This window comes from Rahnella sp. CG8 (assembly GCF_023701875.1).
Taxonomy (GTDB): Bacteria; Pseudomonadota; Gammaproteobacteria; order Enterobacterales; family Enterobacteriaceae; genus Rahnella; species Rahnella aceris.
Genome location: NZ_JABAED010000022.1, coordinates 16772 through 40652 on the forward strand (window position 1 = coordinate 16772; position 23881 = coordinate 40652).

At 51.7% G+C, this 23881-nt stretch carries 21 protein-coding genes; 11 read left to right on the plus strand and 10 right to left on the minus strand.

All coding sequences use genetic code 11. The features are described 5' to 3' along the window. Nucleotides 1–21 precede the first annotated feature (21 nt). The 3 genes from HGO41_RS18820 to HGO41_RS18830 all read left to right on the plus strand — a co-directional run bounded on the left by HGO41_RS18820 (nucleotide 22) and on the right by HGO41_RS18830 (nucleotide 5013). The gene (locus HGO41_RS18820) at nucleotides 22–3027 is read left to right on the plus strand and encodes an RHS repeat-associated core domain-containing protein (protein ID WP_250981305.1); all 3006 of its coding nucleotides are present in this window, start codon (nucleotides 22–24) and stop codon (nucleotides 3025–3027) included. A 183-nt stretch (nucleotides 3028–3210) separates the two neighbouring features. After that, entirely contained in the window at nucleotides 3211–3906 is a 696-nt protein-coding gene (aqpZ, locus tag HGO41_RS18825) for an aquaporin Z (protein WP_112151867.1), read from the plus strand. 93 nt (nucleotides 3907–3999) lie between these two features. Then, nucleotides 4000–5013, plus strand: a complete 1014-nt coding sequence (locus HGO41_RS18830) for an alpha/beta fold hydrolase (protein ID WP_153375860.1) — start codon at nucleotides 4000–4002, stop codon at nucleotides 5011–5013. 84 nt (nucleotides 5014–5097) lie between these two features. Here HGO41_RS18830 and HGO41_RS18835 read toward each other — a convergent pair whose 3' ends face one another. Beyond that, nucleotides 5098–5604 (minus strand): phenolic acid decarboxylase, encoded by a 507-nt coding sequence (locus tag HGO41_RS18835; protein WP_013575234.1) that lies wholly within the window; start codon nucleotides 5602–5604, stop codon nucleotides 5098–5100. 146 nt (nucleotides 5605–5750) lie between these two features. Between HGO41_RS18835 and HGO41_RS18840 the strand changes: the two genes are divergently transcribed. Further along, on the plus strand, nucleotides 5751–6647 hold the full coding sequence (locus HGO41_RS18840) for a LysR family transcriptional regulator (protein WP_013575235.1): 897 nt from the start codon (nucleotides 5751–5753) through the stop codon (nucleotides 6645–6647). Between the two features lie 35 nt (nucleotides 6648–6682). Here the strand turns inward: HGO41_RS18840 and HGO41_RS18845 are convergent, their stop codons facing one another. After that, a complete protein-coding gene (locus tag HGO41_RS18845; RefSeq protein ID WP_121019404.1) occupies nucleotides 6683–8317 on the minus strand; it encodes a phosphoethanolamine transferase in 1635 nt (544 codons plus the stop codon). 361 nt (nucleotides 8318–8678) lie between these two features. Here HGO41_RS18845 and lpxA point away from each other — a divergent pair, with 361 nt between their 5' ends. Beyond that, the gene (gene lpxA, locus HGO41_RS18850) at nucleotides 8679–9467 is read left to right on the plus strand and encodes an acyl-ACP--UDP-N-acetylglucosamine O-acyltransferase (RefSeq protein ID WP_041673215.1); all 789 of its coding nucleotides are present in this window, start codon (nucleotides 8679–8681) and stop codon (nucleotides 9465–9467) included. Nucleotides 9468–9510: 43 nt separating this feature from the next. On the opposite strand, the gene HGO41_RS18855 is transcribed toward lpxA, so the two are convergent. The 4 genes from HGO41_RS18855 to HGO41_RS18870 form a co-directional block, all read right to left on the minus strand. Then, nucleotides 9511–10533, minus strand: a complete 1023-nt coding sequence (locus HGO41_RS18855) for a DUF2891 domain-containing protein (RefSeq protein ID WP_131638894.1) — start codon at nucleotides 10531–10533, stop codon at nucleotides 9511–9513. A 12-nt stretch (nucleotides 10534–10545) separates the two neighbouring features. Further along, nucleotides 10546–11493: a DUF979 domain-containing protein gene (locus tag HGO41_RS18860; RefSeq protein ID WP_373689693.1), complete on the minus strand. Its 948-nt coding sequence runs from the start codon at nucleotides 11491–11493 to the stop codon at nucleotides 10546–10548. Next, nucleotides 11493–12182, minus strand: a complete 690-nt coding sequence (locus HGO41_RS18865; RefSeq protein ID WP_013575240.1) for a DUF969 domain-containing protein — start codon at nucleotides 12180–12182, stop codon at nucleotides 11493–11495. The genes HGO41_RS18860 and HGO41_RS18865 overlap by 1 nt, the downstream gene beginning before the upstream one ends. A 335-nt stretch (nucleotides 12183–12517) precedes the next feature. Next, nucleotides 12518–13177, minus strand: a complete 660-nt coding sequence (locus HGO41_RS18870; protein ID WP_112197698.1) for an epoxyqueuosine reductase QueH — start codon at nucleotides 13175–13177, stop codon at nucleotides 12518–12520. 183 nt (nucleotides 13178–13360) lie between these two features. Between HGO41_RS18870 and HGO41_RS18875 the strand changes: the two genes are divergently transcribed. The 6 genes from HGO41_RS18875 (at nucleotide 13361) to dsrB (ending at nucleotide 18329) form a co-directional block, all read left to right on the plus strand. Next, entirely contained in the window at nucleotides 13361–14371 is a 1011-nt protein-coding gene (locus tag HGO41_RS18875; protein WP_013575242.1) for an AI-2E family transporter, read from the plus strand. Nucleotides 14372–14577: 206 nt separating this feature from the next. Then, nucleotides 14578–15636, plus strand: a complete 1059-nt coding sequence (locus HGO41_RS18880; RefSeq protein ID WP_131638896.1) for an NAD(P)-dependent alcohol dehydrogenase — start codon at nucleotides 14578–14580, stop codon at nucleotides 15634–15636. Between the two features lie 200 nt (nucleotides 15637–15836). After that, nucleotides 15837–16175 (plus strand): hypothetical protein, encoded by a 339-nt coding sequence (locus HGO41_RS18885; protein ID WP_013575244.1) that lies wholly within the window; start codon nucleotides 15837–15839, stop codon nucleotides 16173–16175. 99 nt (nucleotides 16176–16274) lie between these two features. Then, entirely contained in the window at nucleotides 16275–17198 is a 924-nt protein-coding gene (locus tag HGO41_RS18890) for a potassium channel family protein (protein ID WP_013575245.1), read from the plus strand. Nucleotides 17199–17496: 298 nt separating this feature from the next. Beyond that, the gene (cspE, locus tag HGO41_RS18895; protein WP_013575246.1) at nucleotides 17497–17706 is read left to right on the plus strand and encodes a transcription antiterminator/RNA stability regulator CspE; all 210 of its coding nucleotides are present in this window, start codon (nucleotides 17497–17499) and stop codon (nucleotides 17704–17706) included. A gap of 425 nt (nucleotides 17707–18131) precedes the next feature. Beyond that, entirely contained in the window at nucleotides 18132–18329 is a 198-nt protein-coding gene (gene dsrB / locus HGO41_RS18900; RefSeq protein ID WP_013575248.1) for a protein DsrB, read from the plus strand. 103 nt (nucleotides 18330–18432) lie between these two features. Here dsrB and HGO41_RS18905 read toward each other — a convergent pair whose 3' ends face one another. The 4 genes from HGO41_RS18905 to HGO41_RS18920 all read right to left on the minus strand — a co-directional run bounded on the left by HGO41_RS18905 (nucleotide 18433) and on the right by HGO41_RS18920 (nucleotide 23863). Further along, nucleotides 18433–20133 carry a methyl-accepting chemotaxis protein gene (locus HGO41_RS18905; RefSeq protein ID WP_112151872.1) on the minus strand — a complete coding sequence of 567 codons (1701 nt, stop codon included), beginning with the start codon at nucleotides 20131–20133 and terminating at the stop codon, nucleotides 18433–18435. A 249-nt stretch (nucleotides 20134–20382) separates the two neighbouring features. Beyond that, nucleotides 20383–20997 carry a transcriptional regulator RcsA gene (gene rcsA, locus HGO41_RS18910; RefSeq protein ID WP_015689856.1) on the minus strand — a complete coding sequence of 205 codons (615 nt, stop codon included), beginning with the start codon at nucleotides 20995–20997 and terminating at the stop codon, nucleotides 20383–20385. 389 nt (nucleotides 20998–21386) lie between these two features. Further along, on the minus strand, nucleotides 21387–22577 hold the full coding sequence (locus tag HGO41_RS18915; protein WP_015689857.1) for a glycoside hydrolase family 88 protein: 1191 nt from the start codon (nucleotides 22575–22577) through the stop codon (nucleotides 21387–21389). Further along, nucleotides 22574–23863, minus strand: a complete 1290-nt coding sequence (locus tag HGO41_RS18920; protein ID WP_013575252.1) for an oligosaccharide MFS transporter — start codon at nucleotides 23861–23863, stop codon at nucleotides 22574–22576. Before HGO41_RS18920 ends, HGO41_RS18915 begins: the two co-directional genes overlap by 4 nt. Nucleotides 23864–23881: the final 18 nt, after the last annotated feature.

Genomic DNA, 23881 nt, shown 5'->3' on the forward strand with positions numbered 1-23881 from the left:
AAATTTCTAAGGAGTAATTTCATGGCTGATAGTATTTTTTCCGAAACACCGGTCATCAATATTAATGATAACCGTGGCATCACGATACGAACCCTCAACTGGAACCGCTCGCGCACGGGCGATGCTGCCAGTCTGCTGGTTACCCACTGTCTGGTGGCAAATGATTCACTCACCGCCTGTGCGCGGGACCCGCGTCTGTTTATTGCCTGGCAGGCTGAGTCTGCTGCTGCGCCGAATCTTACCACCTTCATTTCGCTAAATGGCCAGCCTTTGCGACGCGACAGTGCTGACAGTGGCCAGAATGCCATGATGTTTGATGCTGAAGGTCGCCCGGTTTGGTCCCGTGATGCGGCAGGTAACACCCTGCAGTGGGCATATGATGAATCGGGTCGGACGCAGTTGGTTAAACAGCAACGCAGTGGTTCCACGGCGATCACCACCTCCGCCGTAATGGTGTATGGCGACAGTGATCCGCAAACGCCGGATCCGCAGAGCAGAAACCTGCGCGGTGTGTGTGTCAGGCGGTTCGATGCAGGCGGTCTGCTCACCCGCAGCAGCATCGCACTCAGCGGCGCGACCCTTTCATCTTCTCAGACTTTACTCAGGGAGGCTGACGTTTTGCCGGACTGGCCGGACGATAATGCCGGACGGCTGGCTCTGCTGGAAGAAACGGTCTATACCACCACGCTGCAAGCGGATGCGCTGGGAGTGTCTGTCAAACAGACCGACGCCTGCGGACATGCCGTCAGTGTCACCTGTGATGTCAGTGGTGCAATACTGACACAGACTTTGCAACTGAAAGGACAGTCCCCCGTACCGCTGCTGACAGGGATGACAATAAGCGCTGCAGGACAGGTGTTGACCAGCCATACCGGTAACGGGGTGACGACCACCTGCAGTTATGATGCGGCGACCTTGCGCCTGAGTGAAATCACCACCACACGGGACAGTGATGCCTCTCGCTTACAGTCGCTGAAGTACATTTACGACCCGGCAGGAAACATTACTCAAGTGAATGATTCCACCGTCAGTACAGCCTGGTTCAGTAACCAGAGCACAGACGGAGTCCGGGAATTTGCCTATGACGCCTTGTATCAGCTTGTCAGTGCAACCGGGCGTGAAAACGCTTCGCACGGTGCGCAGGACAGTCATCTGCCTGCGGTTGATGACCAGCATGTGTCTTACACGCGCAACTACACGTATGACGACAGCGGAAACCTGAACACCCTGAAACACGCCGGGGCGGTGAACAGCACGATGAATATGGTCACCGGTCTGACATCAAACCGCAGCATCCGCCAGGACAGTAGCAATACCCTGACGCCAGCGACAATAAACTGGGATAACTGGTTTATGCCAGGCGGGCAACTGAAAACATTGCAAACGGAGGGGGGGAAGCCCGCCAGCGGTTACACCAACGCTATCGACCCGCTGATGTGGGACGCGAATAATCAGTTGCAGACGGTGACGCTGTTAAGCCGCAGCAGCACGGATATCGAACAGAATGACCGCGAGATATACCAGTACCGCGACGGGATAAGGGTACGTAAACAGACCCGCACTCTGACGAATGCGGGCAGCGGGTTATGGACAGTCAGTGAGGTGCGCTACCTGCCGGGGTTGGAGTTGCGCAACATCTGGCAGGAGACGCTGATTAACGGTGTCAGCAGTCAGCCAGCATACCGTGAGCAACTCGAGGTGGTGATCACTCAGGCAGGGCGCAGCCAGATACAAGCGCTGCATTGGGTGAAGGGGCTGCCGACGGGGCTCGGAAACAACCGGGTTCGCTACAGCGTGGATGACAACATCGGTTCCTTACAGCTGGAATTAGATGAAACCGGCCAGATCATCAGCCGGGAGGAATATTATCCGTTCGGTGGCACGGCGGTATGGGCGACCCGCAATGAGACTGAAGCGGCTTATAAAACGGTGCGTTATTCCGGTAAAGAGCGTGACAGCACGGGGTTGTATTACTACGGACACCGTTATTATGCGCCGTGGCTATGCCGCTGGACGGCATCGGATCCGGCCAGGGAAATCGACGGACTCAACCTTTTCAGAATGGTGCAAAACAATCCCATTACTCAATGCGATACCGGTGGTCTGATAACCACCGGCGCAGAGGCACGGCAACGTGTTATGCGTGAGTTTGTCACCGAGGCGCATATGGCACCGATAGAATCAGCCGCCCGGGAGAACAATGCGATATTGAGTTTCAGGGAATCCGGTACCTATACCATAGATGCCCTGAATAACGGTGCGGCGGCTAAGGGGCATAATATCCTCGAGAAAACGATAAAAGATAAGTCTGTAAATGCAGTTTACGGAGAGGATTCGGCCCAAATGCTGGAAAATGCAAAAAATGCAGGGCTGATAGGTCTGGTCGGGCATTGGGGAGGCGCAGCAGGTACGGTCTCGGGGATTTGGGTTCATAATCTTGAAAAAGCAAGAGATGAGGTATTTACGTTGGACTTATCCCGCCAGGAAGATCTGACTCGGTTCAGGGATAATATTAAAGCAAAACGTATTGTTCCTTATACCGGGGATTATGACATGCACGATATTGTATTAAAAAACAGCGGCGTGGCTCCGGCAGTAGGCAGCGAGGATGAAATTGGCATTCGTCATGCAATCAATAAAAATATTGCAGCAATAGATCCTTCCCGTCCTGCCGAAGCAACTCATATGAATGCTGTCCGGCACGGCGCACAAAATAATTTTGTGCCTTATATGTGGCAGGAAGAGCGACAACACGTTGAAAAAAGTCAGGGTTACTTAGGCGTTGTTGCCAGACCCGGTCCTTTCCCGGTTGCCATCGTTGACGGGGGTGACTGGACTGTCGCAGATACAGAAGCAGAGTGGCGTGACTATTTTCGTTCACGAAAAACGTCGCAACCGCAACACTGGAGCGCTTTCCCGGAAAATGTCCCAGATCTTAATACGGGCCTGAGAAATACAAGGCCTGGATTTGTATTAACGCCACAACATCAGCGTGCGATGAGCCGGTCGGCAGGTCATGTGGGTTAACCTGTGACGCCAAATACACATCGCAGATTAATGTACTTTTGATTCGCATTATGAATATTTCAGTGATTAACTATTTCTAGTTTTAATCAAAAGTAGTCGGTGTATTATCCTGTTTTTATTTTTATAGTGGCCATTTAAAGTGGTTGAAAGTTAAATTCTAAGTTGATAATGCAAGGGGCTGTTATGTTCAGGAGATTATCTGCCGAGTTTATCGGCACTTTCGTTCTGGTCTTCGGAGGCTGTGGCAGCGCGGTTATCGCTGCGGGCTTTCCTGGTCTGGGTATCGGGTTTGCCGGTGTCGCACTGGCATTTGGTCTGACCGTATTAACGATGGCCTTTGCGGTCGGCCATATTTCTGGCGGTCATTTTAATCCGGCGGTGACATTAGGTTTATTCGCGGGTGGCCGTATTCCCGCTACGGATGTCGTGCCTTATATCATTTCACAGGTTCTTGGCGGGATCGCCGCAGCGGCTGTGTTGTATGTCATTGCCAGCGGCCATGCGGGCTTTGATGCAACAGGCAGTGGTTTTGCCTCTAACGGCTATGGTGAGCACTCACCGGGCGGCTACAGCCTGGCCGCAGCGATGGTGTGTGAAGGTGTGCTGACCGCCGTGTTCCTGATTGTTATTCACGGCGCAACCGACAAACGTGCGCCTGCGGGGTTTGCTCCGGTTGCGATTGGTCTGGCACTCACCCTTATCCATCTCATCAGTATTCCGGTGACCAACACCTCGGTTAACCCGGCGCGCAGCACGGCGGTGGCGTTATTCCAGGGCACCTGGGCGGTTCAGCAACTGTGGATGTTCTGGCTGATGCCGCTGGTCGGTGGCGTGGTGGGCGGTTTGATTTACCGTTACATTCTGCAATCGAAAGACTGAATCAGCCTGCGTTAAGTGGTTTTCCTGACGGCGTAAAGTTTGTAGCATAAGGCTTTACGCCGTCTGTTCCGTGAACACCACCAGGACAACCCCATGCTTCCCCGTTTTAAACTGCTCTTTTGTGCTGCTGTTTTATCGTTCTCCTTCTCCGGCGCGTCAATGGCTGCCGATGCGCCTTCTTACGGTCCGCAATTGCAGGGATTTGATTATCCGTTCCCGCTGAAACAATTCTCTTTTAATTCTCAGGGTGCCCCGCTGCAAATGGGGTATCTGGATGTGCCGCCCACCGGGCATAAAAATGGTCAGACCGTGGTGCTGATGCATGGCAAGAATTTCTGTGCCGCGACCTGGGGTGACACTATTTCGGCGCTGGTCAGTAAAGGCTACCGGGTTATCGCGCCCGATCAGGTCGGGTTCTGTTCGTCGACCAAACCTTCGCATTACCAGTACAGTTTCCAGCAACTGGCAACCAACACGCATGATTTGCTTAGAAGTCTGAAGATTACCAAAGCGGTGATTGTCGGGCATTCGACCGGCGGTATGCTGGCGACGCGCTACAGCCTGATGTATGCGCCGGAAGTGTCGAAACTGGTGCTGGTGAACCCGATTGGTCTGGAAGACTGGAAAGCTAAGGGCGTGCCGTATCGTACCGTCGATCAGTGGTACGACCGTGAGCTGAAAACCTCGGCGGACAGCATCAGGCAGTACGAACTCAAAACCTATTACGTGAATAAGTGGAAACCGGAATACGACCGCTGGGTCGATATGCTGGCAGGGCTGAACAACGGGCCGGGGCATAAACTGGTGGCCTGGAACTCGGCACTGATATACGACATGATTTTCACGCAGCCGGTCTTTTACGAATTCAAAAACCTGCGTGTACCGACCACGCTGATGATCGGCACGGCTGACACCACAGCCATCGGCAGCGATATTGCGCCGCCTGCGGTAAAAGCAAAAATCGGTCATTACAACGTGCTGGGTAAACAGGTTGCGAAGCTTATTCCGCACGCGAAACTGATTGAGTTTAAAGGTCTGGGCCACGCACCGCAGATGGAAGAACCGGAAAGATTCAATGCGACGCTGCTGAAAACGCTGGCGCGCTGATGTTCCTGTCCCCCTGAAACGGTATTCATGAAAAAAACCGCAGTCATGACGGACTGCGGTTTTTTTATGTCTGCGGGTTAACGATTAACGCAGATTGTCCGGGAAGTTAGCCGGTAACTCGCTGGCAGCGCAGTCGATCACAGTGTCATTGTCAGCGCCGCAGTCACGGACGAAGGTAATGGTGGCGAATTCGTCGATGACTTCAGTCGGATAAGCGGGTCCGGCATCGCGGTAAGCATTCATCAATGGAATATGTTCGTTCTGGAAGCACACGGTTTTTTCCGGATTGTTCATGATCCAGCGTGGGAAGAAAATGGTGCCGTGGAACACGTTGTCCCCCAGATTTACAATCAGGCTGACATCTGTACCGGTCGGTTCTGTCCAGGAAATTTTGTACACATCAGAAGCCACACGCACGATATAGGCTTTCTGGTCTTTCACCCAGCGGTTACCGACCAGCCCGCTATGGATGCGGTAATCCAGCGTTTCGGCATTTTTCACATAGATTTCATAATTCCAGCCGTTGTCGTAAGTGTAAACAACGTGTTTGCCGATGAAATTGCTCAGGTCATGTTTATCAAAGTTGCTCATGGTAATTCTCCTTAATGCAGTAACAGGTGAAATGTTTTGTTTCGATGAGGAGAATATTACGCGCTAAAAAATTGATAAAAAAACGCTGATTTCAGATGGAAATAATCTAAAATTTAGATGTGTTTTTATCTGAAGGAAGGAACAGTATGGCACTTCCACGCACCACACTTGAGCAGTGGGTGGTATTACAAACGGTGATTGAACAAGGAAGTTACGCGCAGGCCGCAGAGGTACTGAACCGCAGTCAGTCTTCCGTCAGTTATGCCCTGAGTGGGTTACAGGAACGTCTCGGTCTGCCATTGCTGGAGATTCATGGACGTAAAGCGACGCTGACGGAACAGGGGCGGGCGTTGCTGATGCAGGCCACGCCGCTGATTTCCGCCTTTTTGCAACTTGAGCACCGTGCCGCCGGGCTGAAAGACGGGACGCGCACCGAACTGAGCCTGGTTGTCGACAGTGTCTTTCCCAAATACCGTCTGTTTCGCGCACTCAAAAATTTTCAGCAGCAGTTTCCCGATACCCGTGTTCATCTGACAGAAATTCTGCGCGGCGAAAGCCTTAAGCAATTAAATGAACGATCTGCGGATTTATACATCACCACACTGGCACCGGAAAATGCGATACAGGGGCGCTTCCTGCTCGACGTGGATTTTGTGCCGGTGGCCAAAAGCGATCATCCGCTGATGAGCCTCACCGTTCCGCTGACTGCGCAGGATCTGGCGCGTTTTCCGCTGATTAGCGTGGCCGACCGGCACACGCCGCGTGCAGAAAATGTGTCATCCGGCCCTGTTGCCAGCTGGACATTCACCACCGTCGGGGCCGCGATGGAAGCCATTGCGGTGGGCGTGGGGTACGGCTGGCTGCCGCTGGAAAGTGTGGAAAAAGCGCTGGAGAGCGGTTTGCTCCGCCGACTGGAATTATCAGCCAGAACGGTGCGGCAAACGGCTTTGTATATGGTGATGGATAATGAATCTGAGCGGTTTGATAAAACGGTCAGCACGCTGGCAAAAAGCATTCTGACGGAGTGCGGTTTGCTGCCATAACGTTCTGGCAGCAAACCGTTTCAACAGGGGCGTGATTACCTTTGTGATGTACGACAGGCTGCCAGAATATCCAGTTGCGGATCACGTTCCGAGGTTTGCACGTCCATCGCGCTCAGCACGGTGTGGAACAGGTTATCCTGTGAAACGTCTTTGTTCACGGCATACGATTTCAGGCATTGCAGATCAATTCCCTGCGCTTTCACATAACCGCTGGATAACCAGAACAGCATCGGCACGTGTGTCTGTTGCGCCGGTGCCACGCTGTAAGGCGTGCCGTGCAAATACAGGCCATTTTCACCCAGCGATTCGCCATGGTCAGAAAGATAAATCACGGCCACGTTGTACTTATCCTGATACTGCTTCGCCTTCTCAATCACCTGCGACACCGTGTAATCCGTGTAAAGCAGGGTATTATCGTAGGTATTCACCAGTTGTTCCTGAGAACAGTTTTCAATATCGCTGCGCGGGCAGTCAGGCATAAACTTACGGAATTCCTGCGGATAGCGTTTGTAGTACGTCGGGCCGTGGCTGCCGATCAGATGTAAGCCAATCAGCGTATTTTTGCCGTCAGGTTTGATGTCGTCATCGATATTCTGCATCAGCGCCATGTCGTAGCAGGTATCGCCATCACAGTATTTACCGTCTTTTTTTGTATCGATGGTGATATTCGGCACACGGTCGCATACGCCTTTACAGCCTTCATCATTGTCTTTCCAGAACACCGAAACACCGGCTTTATGCAGGATATCCAGCAAGCCTTCACTGTTACGGGCGCGGTTGGCGTCGTAGCGGGTGCGCTTCATATTCGAGAACATGCACGGCACAGAAATCGCCGTTGCCGTGCCGCATGACGTCATTTTATTAAAGAACACCACGTCAGGAATAGCCTGTGTGTACTGATTAGTCGGTTTGGCGTAACCCTCAGATGACTGATTTTGCGCCCGCGCGGTTTCCCCAATCACCAGGAACACCAGATTTGGTTTCTGCCCCGGTTGCTGCACCAGTTTTGCATCGTTGCCAATAGTCTGGAACGGCATTTTCGGCGTGAAGTAACGGTGATTGATGTACTGGAACGCGCTGTAGAGGTAGTTTGTCGGCACAATTTCCAGATTCAGGGTGCGGTTGTTACGGCCTACAGAGGCGTAATCTTTGTAAAAAATCCCGGCAATGGAGGCAACCACCAGCAATGAAATCACCATCGACACCAGACGGACACCGAGACGGCGTAACGGCGTTTTTTCATAGCTGACCGGTGTCAGGAAAAGCAAAATAGCGGGCAAAACGCCGGTGAAGACAAACCACAGTATCACTTTCAGATTCAGGTAAGACGACGCTTCAGCCGATTGCGTCTCGAGAATATTTTCGATCATGCCGCGATCAAATACGACCTGGAAGGTCATCATCGCAAAACTGGCGAGGGCACTGACCGGCAGCACGATAATAAAGAACGGCTTAAGCAATGGACGAAAGCTGAAAGGGGTGAACACAAAGTTCAGTGCGGCAAACAGCGCAACCGGAATGCTCAGGGCAAAAGCCAGGTTGTACGCGGGCAGTGCATGTAAGATGTGATAAAAATGCAGCAAAATCGGCAGATTAACGATAAAGGTAAAATACAGGGTCAGCAGTAAAGTCAGCGTAAAGTAGCTAATCTTCGGAAATATAGAGCGCAATGAAAACTCCCAACAGGGTGGTGGTAGCAGCGTTGATGTGAAGGAAACATAACGTATAGAAACGAATATCCAATAGGATATTCATCCAAGCTTAAGAAAGCCTTAATCTACCTGTCATAAAATTTTCATTATGCAGCGTTTCCGAAAAGGTTCAGAAAATAAAAAAAATATAAGAGACCGCCTTTTCGATCCTCAAGCCTTATGCTGTGCCGTGTAGCGATGCGGATGTTCAACGAAACACTCCCCTTGTTTAAACCTCTCTGAGTGCGTTTCCCTCCGCTCATTTTGATCTTTCCCTGATTATGCCTGTCCGGTTTAATTCACTACTGACTGCCTGCTGGCTGTCAGAAGGATGTTCGTGTTGATTTCATCTTCGGCCACAATTGCGGCCAGCAGTATCATAGAGCCAGGTGTCATTATCGGTCCGCGAGTGGTTATCGGGCCTTTCTGCTTTATTTCCGCCGGCGTGCAAATCGGCGAAGGAACACACATTTCTTCTCATGTCGTTATCAACGGCAATACCAAAATTGGCACGGATAACCAGATTGGCATGGGCTCATCCATTGGCGAGATCAGCCAGGATTTGAAATACGCCGGAGAACCCACCGGGCTGGAAATCGGCAATGGAAACCGCATTGGCCGCCACGTGACACTGCATCGCGGCACCGTGCAGGGCGGTGGTATGACCCGGATCGGGCACCTGAATGTGTTTGAAGGGGGCGTGCATGTCGGCCATGACTGTCAGATAGGAAATGCCACGTTTATCGGCGAACACAGTGCTCTGGCGGGGCATGTTTCATTAGGCAGTGATGCCCGGATTGATGCCCTGAGCGCGGTGCATCAGTTTTGTATTATTGGCACGGGCGTCCATCTCCTTGCTAATACCTGTGTGGTGCAGGACGTGCCGCCTTTTGTGATAGCGGGGGGAAATCGCGCGGTGCCGAAAGGGATAAACGAGCAGGCAACGGAATTTTGCCGGGCCGGAAAAGCGCAGCAAAATGTCATCCGCTATCTGTACGATTTGCTTTATCACCAGCCGGAATCGGTGGAACGGGTGAAGGGGGAAATTGAGCAGCTCAGCGCGGAATATCCGTTACTGTGCCACTTCAATGCATTTTTCCTTGATTCAGCGCGCGGGATTATTCGCTAACGATTTCACGGTAACCCTGCGGCTGAACAGAGGAAGAGGACTGTCAGGCTTCGAGTGCCAACAGGGCAAAGGTCGCCAGCCAGTGTTCGCCCATGTAGGTGCTGTCAAGATGGTTCAGCGCGCTGTGCAGATGGGCTTCTGCCGTCTGGCGCAGCAAGGCCGCACGCGCATCGCCCGCTGGCAGCGCAGAGGCCAGCGAACGCTGACACCAGGCGCGGCTGAGATTCAGTCCGTCCAGATGGCCAATTTTACCGTCACTGCGGTCAGTGACCGTGGCGGGGGTGAAAAGCGTGGCAGGCTGACTGTGAGCCAGATCCGGCAGGAAACGGCCAAACCAGGTCACAAATGCTTCGCCCGGCAGAACGCGCCGCATCAGTTCAGCCTCCATCAGGGAGGGTGACAGGAATTCATCACCGCCCGGTTCCCACGCCTGACAATGCACATCTTCCAGATGCCAGCGCAGCGCCGTTTCTTCGATCAGTTCTGCCAGTTTGTGATGCTTAACGCAGCGCGCATAATCAAGCGTTAATGCCAGTGCAAACGCGGTGTTAAAATGGCTGCCGACCCGCAGGGGATAGGTGGCTTTGGGCAAAAACTCACTAAAACTCTTTTCGAAGAACCGGCTCATCGGCGCCAGCGTTTTTGCCCATTCAGCAGCCTGCGGCAATGCCATCTCATGCAATTGCTGGCTCAGCGCCAGAAACCACGCCCAGCCATACGGTCTTTCAAATCCGGCATGTTGCGGTTGTTGCAGATAGGCCATTTCACCGGCGACGTTTTCTGGCGTGAAATGCTGGCCGATCACCGCAATGATTTTTTCAGCTTCCGGTAATTGCGGAAAACGATCCAGCAGGCGCAGCAATAACCAGTATCCGTGCACGCAGGAATGCCAGTCATAGCTGCCGTAAAAGACCGGATGTAACTGGCGTGGCGTTTGCGCATCTGCCGCGCTGCTCATGGCATGCATGAGTTTGTTCGGGAATTCACGGGTTAAATGATTCAGCGCCAGTGAGGCAAAACGGGACGCCATCTCTGGCGTCAGGGCGGTACTTTGTTGCGTCGTCATCGTCTTTCCTTATCAGAAACGGAACACAAAGAAATACATAAACGCGGTATTCACCAGCAACAGCAATACACCGGTTTTCCACTGCGCTTTAATCACGCCATTCTTGTCCTGCAATTCGAGCAACGCCGCAGGCACGATATTGAAATTGGCCGCCATCGGCGTCATTAAGGTGCCGCAGAAACCGGACAACATGCCGATCGCGCCCATAATCGCCGGATTTCCACCCAACTGGTTGACGATGAGTGGCAGCCCGATCCCCGCGGTCATCACCGGGAAGGCGGCAAAACCGTTGCCCATGATCATGGTGAAAAGTGCCATGCCGAAGGTATAGGCAATCACAATCGCCAGCGGTGAGCCGAGCGGAATGATGTTTTTGACCAGTTCAGATACCACGCCACCGACCCCCGCCAGCGCAAACAGCGCGCCGAGTGCGGCCAGCATCTGCGGCAGAATAGCCGCCCAGCCGACGGTATCCATCGTCTGTCCGCCCGCTTTCACGGCTTTGACCGGCGAATCACGCAGCATAACCAGCGCCACAATAAAGGCCACCAGCGTACCGAGTACCAGCGAAATCAGCGTCACGTTTTTGGCTTCCACCAGCGGCGTGTATTTCAGCGTCAGGGTGCCGATCAGGGTCACAATCGGGATCAGCAGGGCGGGAATAAACAGTTTGTTGCCAAAACGTTTGGCGCCCGCTTCGCGTTTTTCGACCTGTCCGGGCTGCTCACTGTCTGATTTGCCTTTACCCAGTTTCCCGCTACCGGCGATGACCGCCAGTAAAATCGCCATACAGCCGGTCACGAAGTGCGGCAATTCAGCGCCAAACAGGAAAGTGACACCGTAAATGCCCCAGAACAGCGCGTTGACATAACGGCGGGAATGGCTTTTATCGCGCACGTTGAAGAACGCATAGGCGCAGAACATCAGGCCCGCAAGAATATAAACAGTCTGCAGGTTAATCATTTCGCTGCACTCCCGTGATGAACGTCGAAGCGTTTAGCCAGCGAGCGGTCAAGCAGCCATAACCGTATAAAGTGGATAATCAGCGCAGCAATGGCGGTGGGGATCGCCCAGACAGACAGGTGCAGCGGTTCAACGTTAATGCCGTACTGTTCCAGAAAACCTTTGATCAGCAGGATAGATTGCACGGCAATGAAAATGTCTTCACCGAAGAACACCGCCACGTTATCGGCGGCTGCCGCGTGAGCACGGATTTTCTGTCGCACATCATTAGGCAAATCGCCGTATTTGGTGGTGGCCGCAGCTTCAGCCATCGGCGCTATCAGCGGACGTACCATCTGTGCATGACCGCCCAGCGAGTTAAGCCCCAGTGCGGCGGTCATCTGACGCAGGAAGAAGTACAGCATCAGCACACGGCCGGTAGTGGCGGCATGCACTTTGGAAATCAGATGACGGGCCTGTTCTTTCAGGCCGCTGCGTTCGAGGATCGCGATCACCGGCAGTGTCAGCCAGATCAATCCCATATAGCGGTTATCGGTGAACGCTTTGCCGAAGGCGCTGATGATGTCGATGGTATGCATGCCGCCCGCCAGACCGGTAGAAATACCGGCCACGGTCACCACTAATAAAGGATTAAACCGCAGTGCAAAACCCAGCACGACGATCGGAATACCAATTAAAACCCACATATTTTGTCCCTCAATAATGTTGTGTTTGTTTTATATTTTTAATGGATCTGAACAGCGCTATACGCGGGTAATAACTGCGTGTTATTACTTAGAATTAATGCGTATATAAAAAGCGTGAGGCGGAAAGTAACAAGCGTTAACGGTGAACGCAAGATGCAAAGGCCGGAGAGGTCATAGGAAATTATTCTATGAATCTGATGTTTAGCATTCTGACGAAATAAATAACTGGTATGGAAATAGTGACTGGCGTATCTGACAGGGCGCGGGCGAAATAACAGAATAAATAACCCGGCCTGATGGACGGGTATAACAAAAAGAGAGGGGCTGGGGCGGGGTTATTCGCCGTCTTCGTCGCCGTAATATTTCACACCGAGTTTGATTAAGTCCCGGCCCTGAGATTTACGGTGTAAGTTGCTGTCGCGCAGGGAATAAACACAGCCGCAATATTCCTGCTGGTAAAAGCGTTCGCGTTTGCTGATTTCAATCATGCGCGCAGAGCCGCCTTTTTTACGCCAGTTATAATCCCAGTAAACCATGCCCGGATAAGGCGCCGCCGCGCGTTCGCCACTGCCGGTAATTTGCTTCATGTCTTTCCAGCGGGAAATCCCCAGACAACTGGTGATGGCGCTGAAACCATGTTCAAAGGCGTATAACGCCGTACGTTCAAAACGCATGTCAAAACACATGGTGCAGCGCACGCCGCGCTCAGGTTCATTTTCCATGCCCTTCGCCCGCGCAAACCAATTATCGGTGTCGTAATCTGCATCAATAAAAGGAATGCCATGCTGTTCGGCAAATCGCATGTTTTCTTCTTTGCGCAGAAGATATTCTTTCTGCGGGTGAATATTCGGGTTGTAGAAGAAAATTGTATAGTCGATCCCCGATGCCTGAATGGCTTCCATCACTTCGCCCGAGCAGGGTGCGCAGCAGGAATGCAGTAATAATTTATCGTGCCCTGCAGGCAGGCTCAGTTTATCGCGGATTAATTCAGACATACTTTTCTCCAGACTCTCAGATTTTCTTTACGACTTTTTCAGGGGGATAATAAAAGAACCTCCCCGCCAGTCAAAATTTTCTTAACTGTTTAACTTACCGGAGGATTGTGCGCCGGCGTTCAGTGCTATGATGTGACCACGTCAGGGCAAAGCCCGGTGAACAGAGATTTAAGGATACAGGCAATGCAGATTATGAGATCGAATCAAATTCGCTGGCTCAGTGTGTTGATTGTGATGGGCGGGCTGTTACTGATTCTTCCTCTTCATTTACTGGCATGTTTTATTGCCGGTTTTTTAGTGTTTGAACTCATCAATGCGCTTACCCCGTACTTTCAAAAAATCATCAGTGGCGAACGTGCCCGCTGGGTGGTGGTGGCCATTATCGCGACCCTGGTGATCAGTTGTCTGACGCTGGCGATTGCGGGCATTGCGGATTTTCTGATGGAGGATATGCGTAATCCGGTGGCGTTTAACGCCATGGTCTCGCATCTGCTGACAGACGCACAAAGCCGTTTATCGCCGGTATTACTGCATTATTTACCGGCGAATATTGAAGAGTTGCAGCGCAGTTTCCTGCAATGGCTGCGTGAACATATCGTGATGATTCAGGCCGTTGGCAAGAATGCTGCCCACGTTTTCCTGACCATGATTATCGGTATGATCCTCGGTGCGATTATCTCGCTTCAGCAGCCGCGCAAGGGCGAGCTGAACGCCCCGCTGAAAAAGGAGCTGTTGCAGCGGATGCATTTGCTGGGCGAAGCCTTCCGTAACGTGGTCTTTGCGCAGTTCCAGATTTCCCTGATCAATACCGTGCTGTCAGGTATTTTCCTGTTTGGCATTTTACCGCTGTTCGGCATTCATCTGCCGCTGGCAAAAACGCTGGTTGTCGTGACCTTCGTCTGCGGGTTGCTGCCGGTTATCGGTAATCTGATTTCGAATACGCTGATTTTCATCGTCGGCCTGTCGCTGTCGCTGTGGGTCGGCGCGCTGGTGCTGGCGTATCTGATCATCATCCACAAAGTGGAATACTTCCTGAATGCCCGCATTGTTGGCAGCCGCATCAAGGCGAAATCCTGGGAGGTTTTACTGGCGATGCTGATCTTCGAGGCGGCGTTTGGCATACCCGGTGTGGTCGCTGCACCTATCTATTACGCTTATCTGAAAAGCGAACTGAAAGAAGCGGGTCTGATTTAATCCTTTCTGAAAACGTGGCGCTTTGCGGGCAAAGTGCCACTGTTTAGTCTCTGCACAATCCCGCCTGAAAATCCTGAAAAAAACAGATTCAGGCAAGTAATGGCGAGGATCGTTATATCAGTAAGTCATCTTAAACCGTCATAATTTTGCGGTGCCTGCCTTTTCTGCGGGCATGAAGTATTCCGTAATCCAATCAGGAGATAAAAATGACGCTTAACGTTCGTGGTTTCGCTGCACTTTCAGCGGATGCGCCTCTTGCGCCTCATAATTTTGTTCGCCGTGACCCGCGTGATACCGACGTTGTGATCGACATTCTGTACTGCGGTGTTTGCCACTCTGACATCCACCAGGCGCGTAATGAATGGCATCAAAGCATTTATCCGATGGTTCCGGGGCATGAAATTATCGGACGCGTGAAACAGGTTGGCGCGAAAGTCTCTGGCTTCAAAGTGGGCGACACCGTCGGTGTCGGTTGTATGGTCGATTCTTGTCAGCATTGTGAATCCTGCGCGGAAAGCCTGGAACAGTACTGTGAAGAAGGCGCTACCATGACCTATAACAGCCATGATCGTCATGACAAGATGATGACCTACGGCGGTTATTCCGAACAAATCGTGGTTTCAGAAAAATTCGTTCTGCGTGTTTCTGAAAAACTGGACATCAAATCTGCTGCACCGCTGCTGTGTGCCGGTATCACCACGTATTCTCCGCTGAAACACTGGAAAATCGGTAAAGGTCACAAAGTGGCTGTGGTGGGCCTGGGCGGTCTGGGTCACATGGGCCTGAAATTTGCCAAAGCACTGGGCGCAGACGTGACGCTGTTCACCCGTTCCAAAGGCAAAGAGCAGGAGGCTTACCGTCTGGGCGCGGACCACGTGGTGCTGTCTACTGATGAAAAACAAATGGCCGCGGTAAAAAGCCACTTCGATTTCATCCTGGACACCGTGCCTAATCCACATGATCTGAACCCGTATCTGGACACGCTCAAACGTGACGGTACCCATATTCTGGTCGGCTTGATTGAGCCAGTCGAGCCTGCGCTGCACAGCGGCAAACTGGTTATGGGCCGCAAAACCGTCGCCGGTTCCCTGATCGGTGGTATCGCTGAAACCCAGGAAATGCTGGATTTCTGTGCTGAGCATGACATTTCCTGTGATGTGGAAATGATCGACATGCAGGACATCAACGGCGCGTACGAACGCATGCTGAAAAGCGACGTGAAATACCGCTTTGTTGTTGATATGGCGTCATTGAAAAACGCCTGAAAGGCCGTATTGCGCTGCGTTGATTAAATAAGCAGCTAAATAGCGACCTGATGCGCCTGTCCGGCTTACGACTCTCTGTGTAGAAGAACCCGGCAGGGCGGGCGCATTGTGGCGAAATTTACTCTTTACACGTTTCTGTGACTTCTCGGCTTGAAAGCGCGGTGGTATCCTGCTGCCTTTCGCCGGGCGAAGGAAAACCAGTGGCTAAGAGTTTTGACGAACTCATCAGAGACATGGATCTGATGATTGAACATGTGGACAGGCTGAAAAACTTGCCACCACGGGTTGCTCAACCAGCGGCCTCTGACAAACCTGCGTACGATTCTTTCGGTGAGATTTTCGCGCTGAAAGCTGTCATGCGGGCTTTTATCTCTTCAGTCGACACTATTGTTAAAGTGCAGATTGCCAAGAAAGTTGAACAGGATATCGGCCATCTGGAGAATACCGTGCGGTCGATTGGCGGCGGCAGTGCAGACGCAGACGACGTCGCGCAAATCACGGCATATGTTCGTCACGCGGTGTCTGAATTAATGGATTAATTCTCCGTGCCGTCAGTCAACGCCGGTCGCACAGTGTATTTCACCAATACCTTGTGCGACCGGCGTTTTTTTTGGACTTTTTGTCCGCAGGCGAGGGCGATGAAAAGCGTCTATTCTTGCCATAATTCCTTTTTGCTGGTGCCGGTTATGTCTCAGGATTACCGCTTTTTTGCGTCAGCCCGACGCCGCTGTTATGCCCTTTTATTTGAACACCGCACCCGCAGCGGCCGCCGGATGGAAATATTCTGGATCCTGGCGTCACTGCTCAGCGTTCTGCTGCTGTTTATCGAATCCAGTGCATATGACTTGTTTCCGGCGACACCCAATATCATCCCGTTGTTCGGCCTGGTCGAAATGGGGTTTACCGCGCTTTTTACGGTGGAATACGTCTTACGGGTGGTCTGTTCGCCGCGCAAAACCCGTTATCCGGTGAGTTTTTTCGGCATTATCGATCTCTGCACCATTCTGCCCATGTACATCCTGTGGATGCTGCCTTCCTTCGCGGGGGCGGGGAATCTGGAGATCCTCATCCGCCTGCTGAGAATTTTACGTGTGCTGCGGGTACTGAAATTGTTGCGCTACATGAGCGACGCCGGGGTTTTATGGCGCAGCCTGATGCGTGCGAAACGTAAGCTCTGCATCTTCTTTGGCTTTGTCGCCATTATTCTTTGTCTTTTCGGCGGGCTGATGTTTGCTGCCGAAGGCGGCAACGGCGGATTTACGTCGCTGGGCGCGTCTGTTTACTGGGCCGTGGTGACGCTGACGACGGTCGGATACGGGGACATTACACCGCATACTGCACTGGGAAGAATGCTTGCGTCGGTGCTGATCCTGCTGGGGTATTCGATCATCGCCGTGCCGACCGGGATTTTAACGGCTTATATGTCGCAGGAATTGGAAAAAGGGCGTGCTGCCCGTTCTTGTCAGACTTGTCTGCATTCTGGCCATGAAATAGATGCAAAATTTTGCGCACATTGCGGAGCGGTCTTAGCGGCCGATAAACCACAACCTGTTGAAAAATAGCCTGATAACTGTACATCTATTGAACTGTTCGGTACAAAATTAGACTAATTTCGCGCTTTACCGCAGCATTGCATTAAAAAGAGTTGCTATTAAAGGGCAGTCATGAGTAAATACATACCGGCCTGTGGTACAGACCTATTTATGCACGACATCCTGAGTAAAGTTGTTCCAATTTAAAGCGTTATCCATGATAACCCTGCTCTGACGAATTTCCTTCTTAGTGCCTCCATAAGTAACGACTGAAATCCGGCTATAACATGCCCATGGTGGCGAAATTTATTTTTAAAAGGTAATTCTTATGTCAATGATGAAAGGTCAGGTTAAGTGGTTTAACGAGTCTAAAGGCTTTGGCTTCATCACTCCTGCTGACGGCAGCAAAGATGTGTTCGTACACTTCTCCGCTATCCAGGATCAAGGTTTCAAGACCCTGGCTGAAGGCCAGAACGTACAGTTCACTATCGAGAACGGTGCTAAAGGTCCGTCTGCGGCTAACGTTACCGCTATCTAATCTTACTTTACCGCTGTTTCAGCGATAAAAGTACAGATGACAAAAACCCGCATGCGCGGGTTTTTTTACGTCTGTTGTTTGTCATTAACCCCTTGTCAGTTAACCGTATCGTTGATACGCCGTTTGTCATTTCTGCGAGCGTCTGCTGTTTTATCCGGCGGTCTCTGGCAAAAAGATAAAAAAAAGCCCGCATAACGGCGGGCAAAATATTTCTTATGACATTCATTATGTACTTCCTCGGGGGGTAAGCACACCGCCAGTATAGAGAAAATGAAAGTCAGGATTCTTGCTTCAATTCGTTAAGAAAATGAAAAGGAGTCCCGCAGGGGTATTTTACCGTTTCGCATTATCTTTCCTTTCATGCCATGCCTTTGTGCGGTGGTCTGTACTACAATAATCATAATTGAAAACCATGGGATAACCTGATGAAAGTTAATGATCTTGTGACAGTGAAAACCGACGGCGGGCCGCGCCGCGAAGGTAAAGTATTAGCCGTAGAGGAATTTTACGAAGGCGTCATGTATCTGGTTTCGCTGGAGGAATATCCGGCGGGCATCTGGTTCTTCAATGAAGGCGACACCAAAGACGGCACGTTTGTCGAACCACGTGAAGGTTCTGAATAACGTTTACGCTACATCCGCTACGAATAAAAAAATACCGGGGCAGAAGGTTTGCCACCGGTATTTTTTTATTTATTGCCCGTCAGGAATAACGCTGACGCGACTATCAGAACGTTTCCCAGTTCGGCTCATCGTTCACCCCTTTTGACGAACGGGAAGCCGGGCCGGGCAGGGCGCGGGATGATGCCGGGGACTGTGGCTGCGCACTGCGTGTGTTGCCATCCAGACGGAACACCGCGACAGCCTGTGTCAGGCGCGCGGCCTGTTCTTCCAGTGACGCGGCCGCCGCTGAGGCTTCCTGCACCAGTGAGGCGTTTTGCTGTGTGACACCATCCATTTCCGACACCGCCTGGCTGACCTGACTGATCCCACGACTTTGTTCATCCGATGCGGAAGCGATTTCGCCCATGATGTCCGTCACATGGCTGACCGCGGTGACAATTTCTGACATCGTGTCACCTGCATCGCCCACCAGAATGCTGCCTTCGCCGACGTAATCGACGGATTCTTCAATCAGCGCTTCGATTTCTTTCGCTGCCTGTGCACTTCGTTGTGCCAGGCTGCGCACTTCGCTGGCCACCACCGCAAATCCGCGCCCCTGTTCACCGGCGCGTGCCGCTTCCACGGCGGCATTGAGCGCCAGAATGTTTGTCTGGAAAGCGATGCTGTTGATCACATTGGTGATTTCAGCAATTTTGGTCGAACTGCGGGAAATTTTATCCATGGTACTGACAACCTCCGCCACAATATTCCCGCCTTTTTGCGCTTTATTGGAGGCGTCGGCGGCCAGTTTGCTGGCGTGGTGGGCGTTTTCGGAGTTCTGTTTCACCGTCGCCGTCAGCTGTTCCATGCTGGCAGCCGTTTCTTCCAGTGCCGCCGCCTGTTGTTCAGTTCGCGATGATAAATCGGTATTGCCCGAAGCAATTTCTGTCGACCCCTGATAAATAGACACCGCGCCTTCACGTACGGTCAGCACCGTTGACGCCAGCGAGCGTTGCATTTGATCTACGTTGTTACTCAGTACGCCGATTTCATTCCGGCCATGTGCCCGGGTGGGCTGCGTCAGATCTCCCTCGGCAATTTTCTGAATGCGCATCACCATCCGGTTCAGCGGATGAATAATCACTTTGCGCATGACCAGATAAGTGATGAAGGTCAGGACCAGCGCCAGCAGGAACCCGCCGCCCATCAGGGTATAACCGAGCACGGCATTGCGCTGCGCTTTATCATTGATGGTGTTAGCGGTTTGGGTGCGATAGGCAATCGCCGCCAGCAGCGGGACGTTATTGGCGAGATCCAGGCCACGTACTGTTTCTGCTTCCTGAGAAATCACTTCTTCGAAATGTGCCTGTTTGGCCGATTCCAGCATCGGCGCCATGCCCTGAGTCAGATAGGCGTCGTAGGCTTTTTTCAGCGGTTCATCGAGCGCCCGATCTTTATCGGTTTTATTTGGCCGGTTGATATACATATCAAACGAGGTTTGTGACTGTTTAATGCGGCTGGCAGCGTCCTTCAGGTTTTGGCTAAACACATCCTGATCGCCAATACGCGCGGCTGCAGCGGCCTGAATCAACAGCAAACGTGCGGTACGCAGATGGTTTGAACTGTTGGAAAGCGCCAGACGGATTTGCAGCTCCTGGGTGGCGTTTGCCAGCGCGGCATTACTTTGCTTCAGAAAGAAACCGGAGGTGCCGATGGACACAGCAAAAAGGAAAAGGATCCCGGTAAGAATCAGGCTAATCAGGGTAACAAGGCGAATATTGCTGATAAAGGAGGTTCTGGTCGTTAACTGTGTAGGAGTATCCATTTTATTTTGTTCCGCTCAATTGATCCTGTATACCGCCTGTTCCGGGCGGTCAGTGACAGCGATAAAGGCATTGCCAGCGGGCAAGTCCGGCCTTGACGAAAAAAACGCCATAGGGTGTCATCGGCATTCCGGCGCAGGGATTCAGTTTATATTTGTGGCGGAGATCTCATTTTCAGAGATTAACGACGATTTCTACAGGCCACACCGTTGCGTAGCCTGTAGCAGGAGGCCGAAAAAGAAGGGCGGAGGTTAATTGACGTAGATGCCGTTGGTAAGCTGATCACATAAACGGACGACGTGATAAATAATATGTTTATTCGGTGATTTTATTTTCCTTTTAATATTTCCCTTATAGGAAGACACCGTTTTGGTTTTAATTTGTAATTTATCGGATATTTCAATGGTACCGTTGCCGGACATCCACATCTTGAGCATCGCTGATTCAGAACGGCTGAGCATCACGGGCCGGGTATCGAGCATTCCGCTGCTGGCAGGATCCTGCGACTGCGGCAATAACGGATGATTGATTAACTGCTTAAGGGTATCGGCCTTAATGGATTTCGACGTGATAATCACGTTCTTACGCACAAAAATATACTCTTCAAAATGAATACGCGTACGGGACATAAAAATAAAAAACAGCGTATCAGGGTATTCGGTGATCAGTTCTCCCAGACGCTCTTTATTACCTGAATGAGGCGATATGCAATCCTCGTTAATAAAAACAAGGGAAGGATTCAGTTTGCTGCAACCATTGAGAAGCTGCTCAAAATGGCTGACGTAACTGATGTCTTGTTCACTGGCGAGAAATTGTTGCAATCCGAGACGCGTATACCGGCATGGATCCAAGATTATCGTTTGCATAGTAAGTCCCCATAGGACATCCCTGTTCTGCATAATGATTGGATTCTTTGGTGTCAGCACAAAAGGCACAAACTGCATGCTGACTCTACTTTTTGCATGAAATCTGTCCGGTTGGAAGTGATTTTTTTACCCCGTAAGAGGTAGGAAGGGGTTTGGTAAATTTGGTTTATGTCACAATTTATTTTGTGACTGAACAAAAAAATGACTCGAATTAAGACTATTCTTAATGGATGTAAGGACATAGAAGAAAAGCTAATTGATTATGATGTTACAGTAACACTCTTGAAGACATAACAATATGCTGATAACCCTGCGTATGCTTAAAAACAATTCACGAATGAAAATGGCAGGAAAAGCGGACGCAGTGCGTAAACACTGCGTCACAGAGATTACCAGTAGGACTGCCAGCATTGCGTCACGCGTGTCAGCGCTTCGACATAAAAATAGTCCCCCCAGCTGCAACACTCATCTACGCCTTTACCGCTCGCCATGTGATAGACAGAATGCTTAAGCAAACCGTCACAATCCTCCTGATCACCGGTAAGATAATTCTCAGTCAGTGAGTCCATCATGCGCAGCGCCATTTCTTCATAGCACGCACGTTTATCATCGGTGGCTGGCAGCGCGGTGGCCAGACTCAGCAGGCCGCAGACCGCAATAGCCGCAGCCGAACTGTCGCGAACGGCATTGGTGCCAAGCAGTGCAAGATCCCAGTGGCAGACATCGTCTTCCGGTAAGCGGTTAAGGAAATAATGCGCAAGACGCCGTGACAGCTCAACCTGATCTGCATCGCCGGTATAACGATAGCTGAGCAGAAAACCGTAGATGCCCCAGGCCTGACCCCGTGACCAGCAGGAGTCATCAGCATATCCCTGATGCGTATTACCAAAACGCGGCTCGCCGGTCACGGTATCCATGTAATAGGTGTGATAGGTCGAGGCGTCCGGGCGGACAATATATTTCGCCGCCTGTTCTGCATGGGCGCGGGCAGCCTCGGCGAAACGCGGTTCACCGGTTTGCTCACTCGCCCAGTACAATAAAGGCAGATTCATATTGCAGTCGATAATCATGCGGCCAGCCTGTTCCGGGTCATTTAAATCGCCCCACGCCTGAATGATTTTCGCCTGGGTATTAAAACGCTCCATCAGCGCTTCAGCTGCGAGGAGTGCAAAACCGCGCGCCTGCCGGTTGCCGGTCAGTTTATACGCGCTGACGCATGAGAGGCTGTAGAGAAAACCGAGGTCATGCGTCGCGGTATCAATGCGGTTGGCGATACGGTTACCAAACGACGTGACCTGTTTTTCTGCCGCCAGCCGGTAACGATCATCGCCGGTCATTTCCCATGCCAGCCATAGCTGACCGGTCCAGAAACTGGTGGTCCACTCCACATTCTCTGTCAGCGGGTAATGGCCGTTTTCGCAGGTTTCCGCCGGGAACTTATTGCCGAACTTCTCCAGATTGCGGGAAATTTTGCTGAGCACCGTCTGGCGCGCGCGCTGCATTTTTTGTGCAAAGGCGATCTTATCCAGCTGATTCAGTTCCACGGGTAACAACGTCTCTTTCGCGATGGTGATAGTCATACCTTCTCCCTTTCCATTCCAATAGTTTCAACTTCAACCTGTTCAGCCGGTACGGGTGTGCCTGAGCGCAGGCTGTGGCAGGCGGATAACGTGAAGGCGGAAATCAGCGTAAAGCACAGTGCGATACCGCCCATAATCAGATAAGTGTGTTCAAAACCGATGCGGTCGTAGAAGTAACCAGCAGGGGGAGCGACCACAATCGAGCCGACATAAATCATGGCCTGATAGCCCAGCAGATACATGGTGGCGTTGACGCGTTTGCTGAAATGCTCGGCGATGTACTTAAACACTGACACCAGCAGCAGCGCGATTTCCAGCCCGTAGAACGGCTTGATAATGGAAATCAGCAGCGGATCGTTGGTCAGCCCGGAGGCAATCAGGCGTAATCCCACCAGTGCACCGACCAGCAGCAGGCTTTTCTTGGCGCCGAAATAATTCACCAGGAAAGGGATCACCATCATCATCAGGAATTCGAGGCCGGACTGCACGGTGCTCAGATAACCGTACCAGGCGTTGCCTTGCTCTTTAGTGTCGAAGAAGGTGACGAAATAACGTGAAAATTGCTGTTCGGCGACAAACATCATCCACGCCACACCGGCGACATAGAGCGAGAACATCCAGAACTTGCGGTTTTTGAGCAGTAAAATCACATCGCTGAACACGATCTTTTGTTGTGAAATCACGTCGTTATCTTTGAGTTCTTCATCACCGATTTTCAGCGACAACAGCACCGCCAGCATGACCAGCGAGGTGGCGCTGCTCAGCCCGAAGTTCCAGGCCGGGGAGAGATTAAACAGCACGCCGGAGAACGACGCGGCCAGCGCCCAGCCCAGCGAACCCCACATGCGGACCTGCCCGAACTCCATGTGATACAGGCGGCTGAAGCGGTCGGCGTAAGATTCGGATGCTGCGACACCGGCGTACCAGCCGAGGCTCAGATACAGCGCACCGACGATAATCCCGAGCATCAGATGGCTGTCCAGCAGGGGCTGATAAACGAAAATAAAGAACGGTGCCATGAGGGCGGAAACCAGCACGACAAAGTACAGCAGAGATTTGCTCATGCCGATTTTGTCCATGATATAGCCGTAAACCGGCTTCATGATCACCGCGAACACGCCGTTAACGGCAAACACGGTACCGATACTGACACTGTCGAGTCCGGCTTTTTGCCCCAGCCATAAGGCATATAGCCCGAAGCTTGAAGACCAGGTGAAGAAATACAGGAATATAAAGCTGCTCATTTTGTAGTAAGCCGTTTTACTGGCTGTTTTTATGGCTTTCATAGTGACTCCTGAAACGGA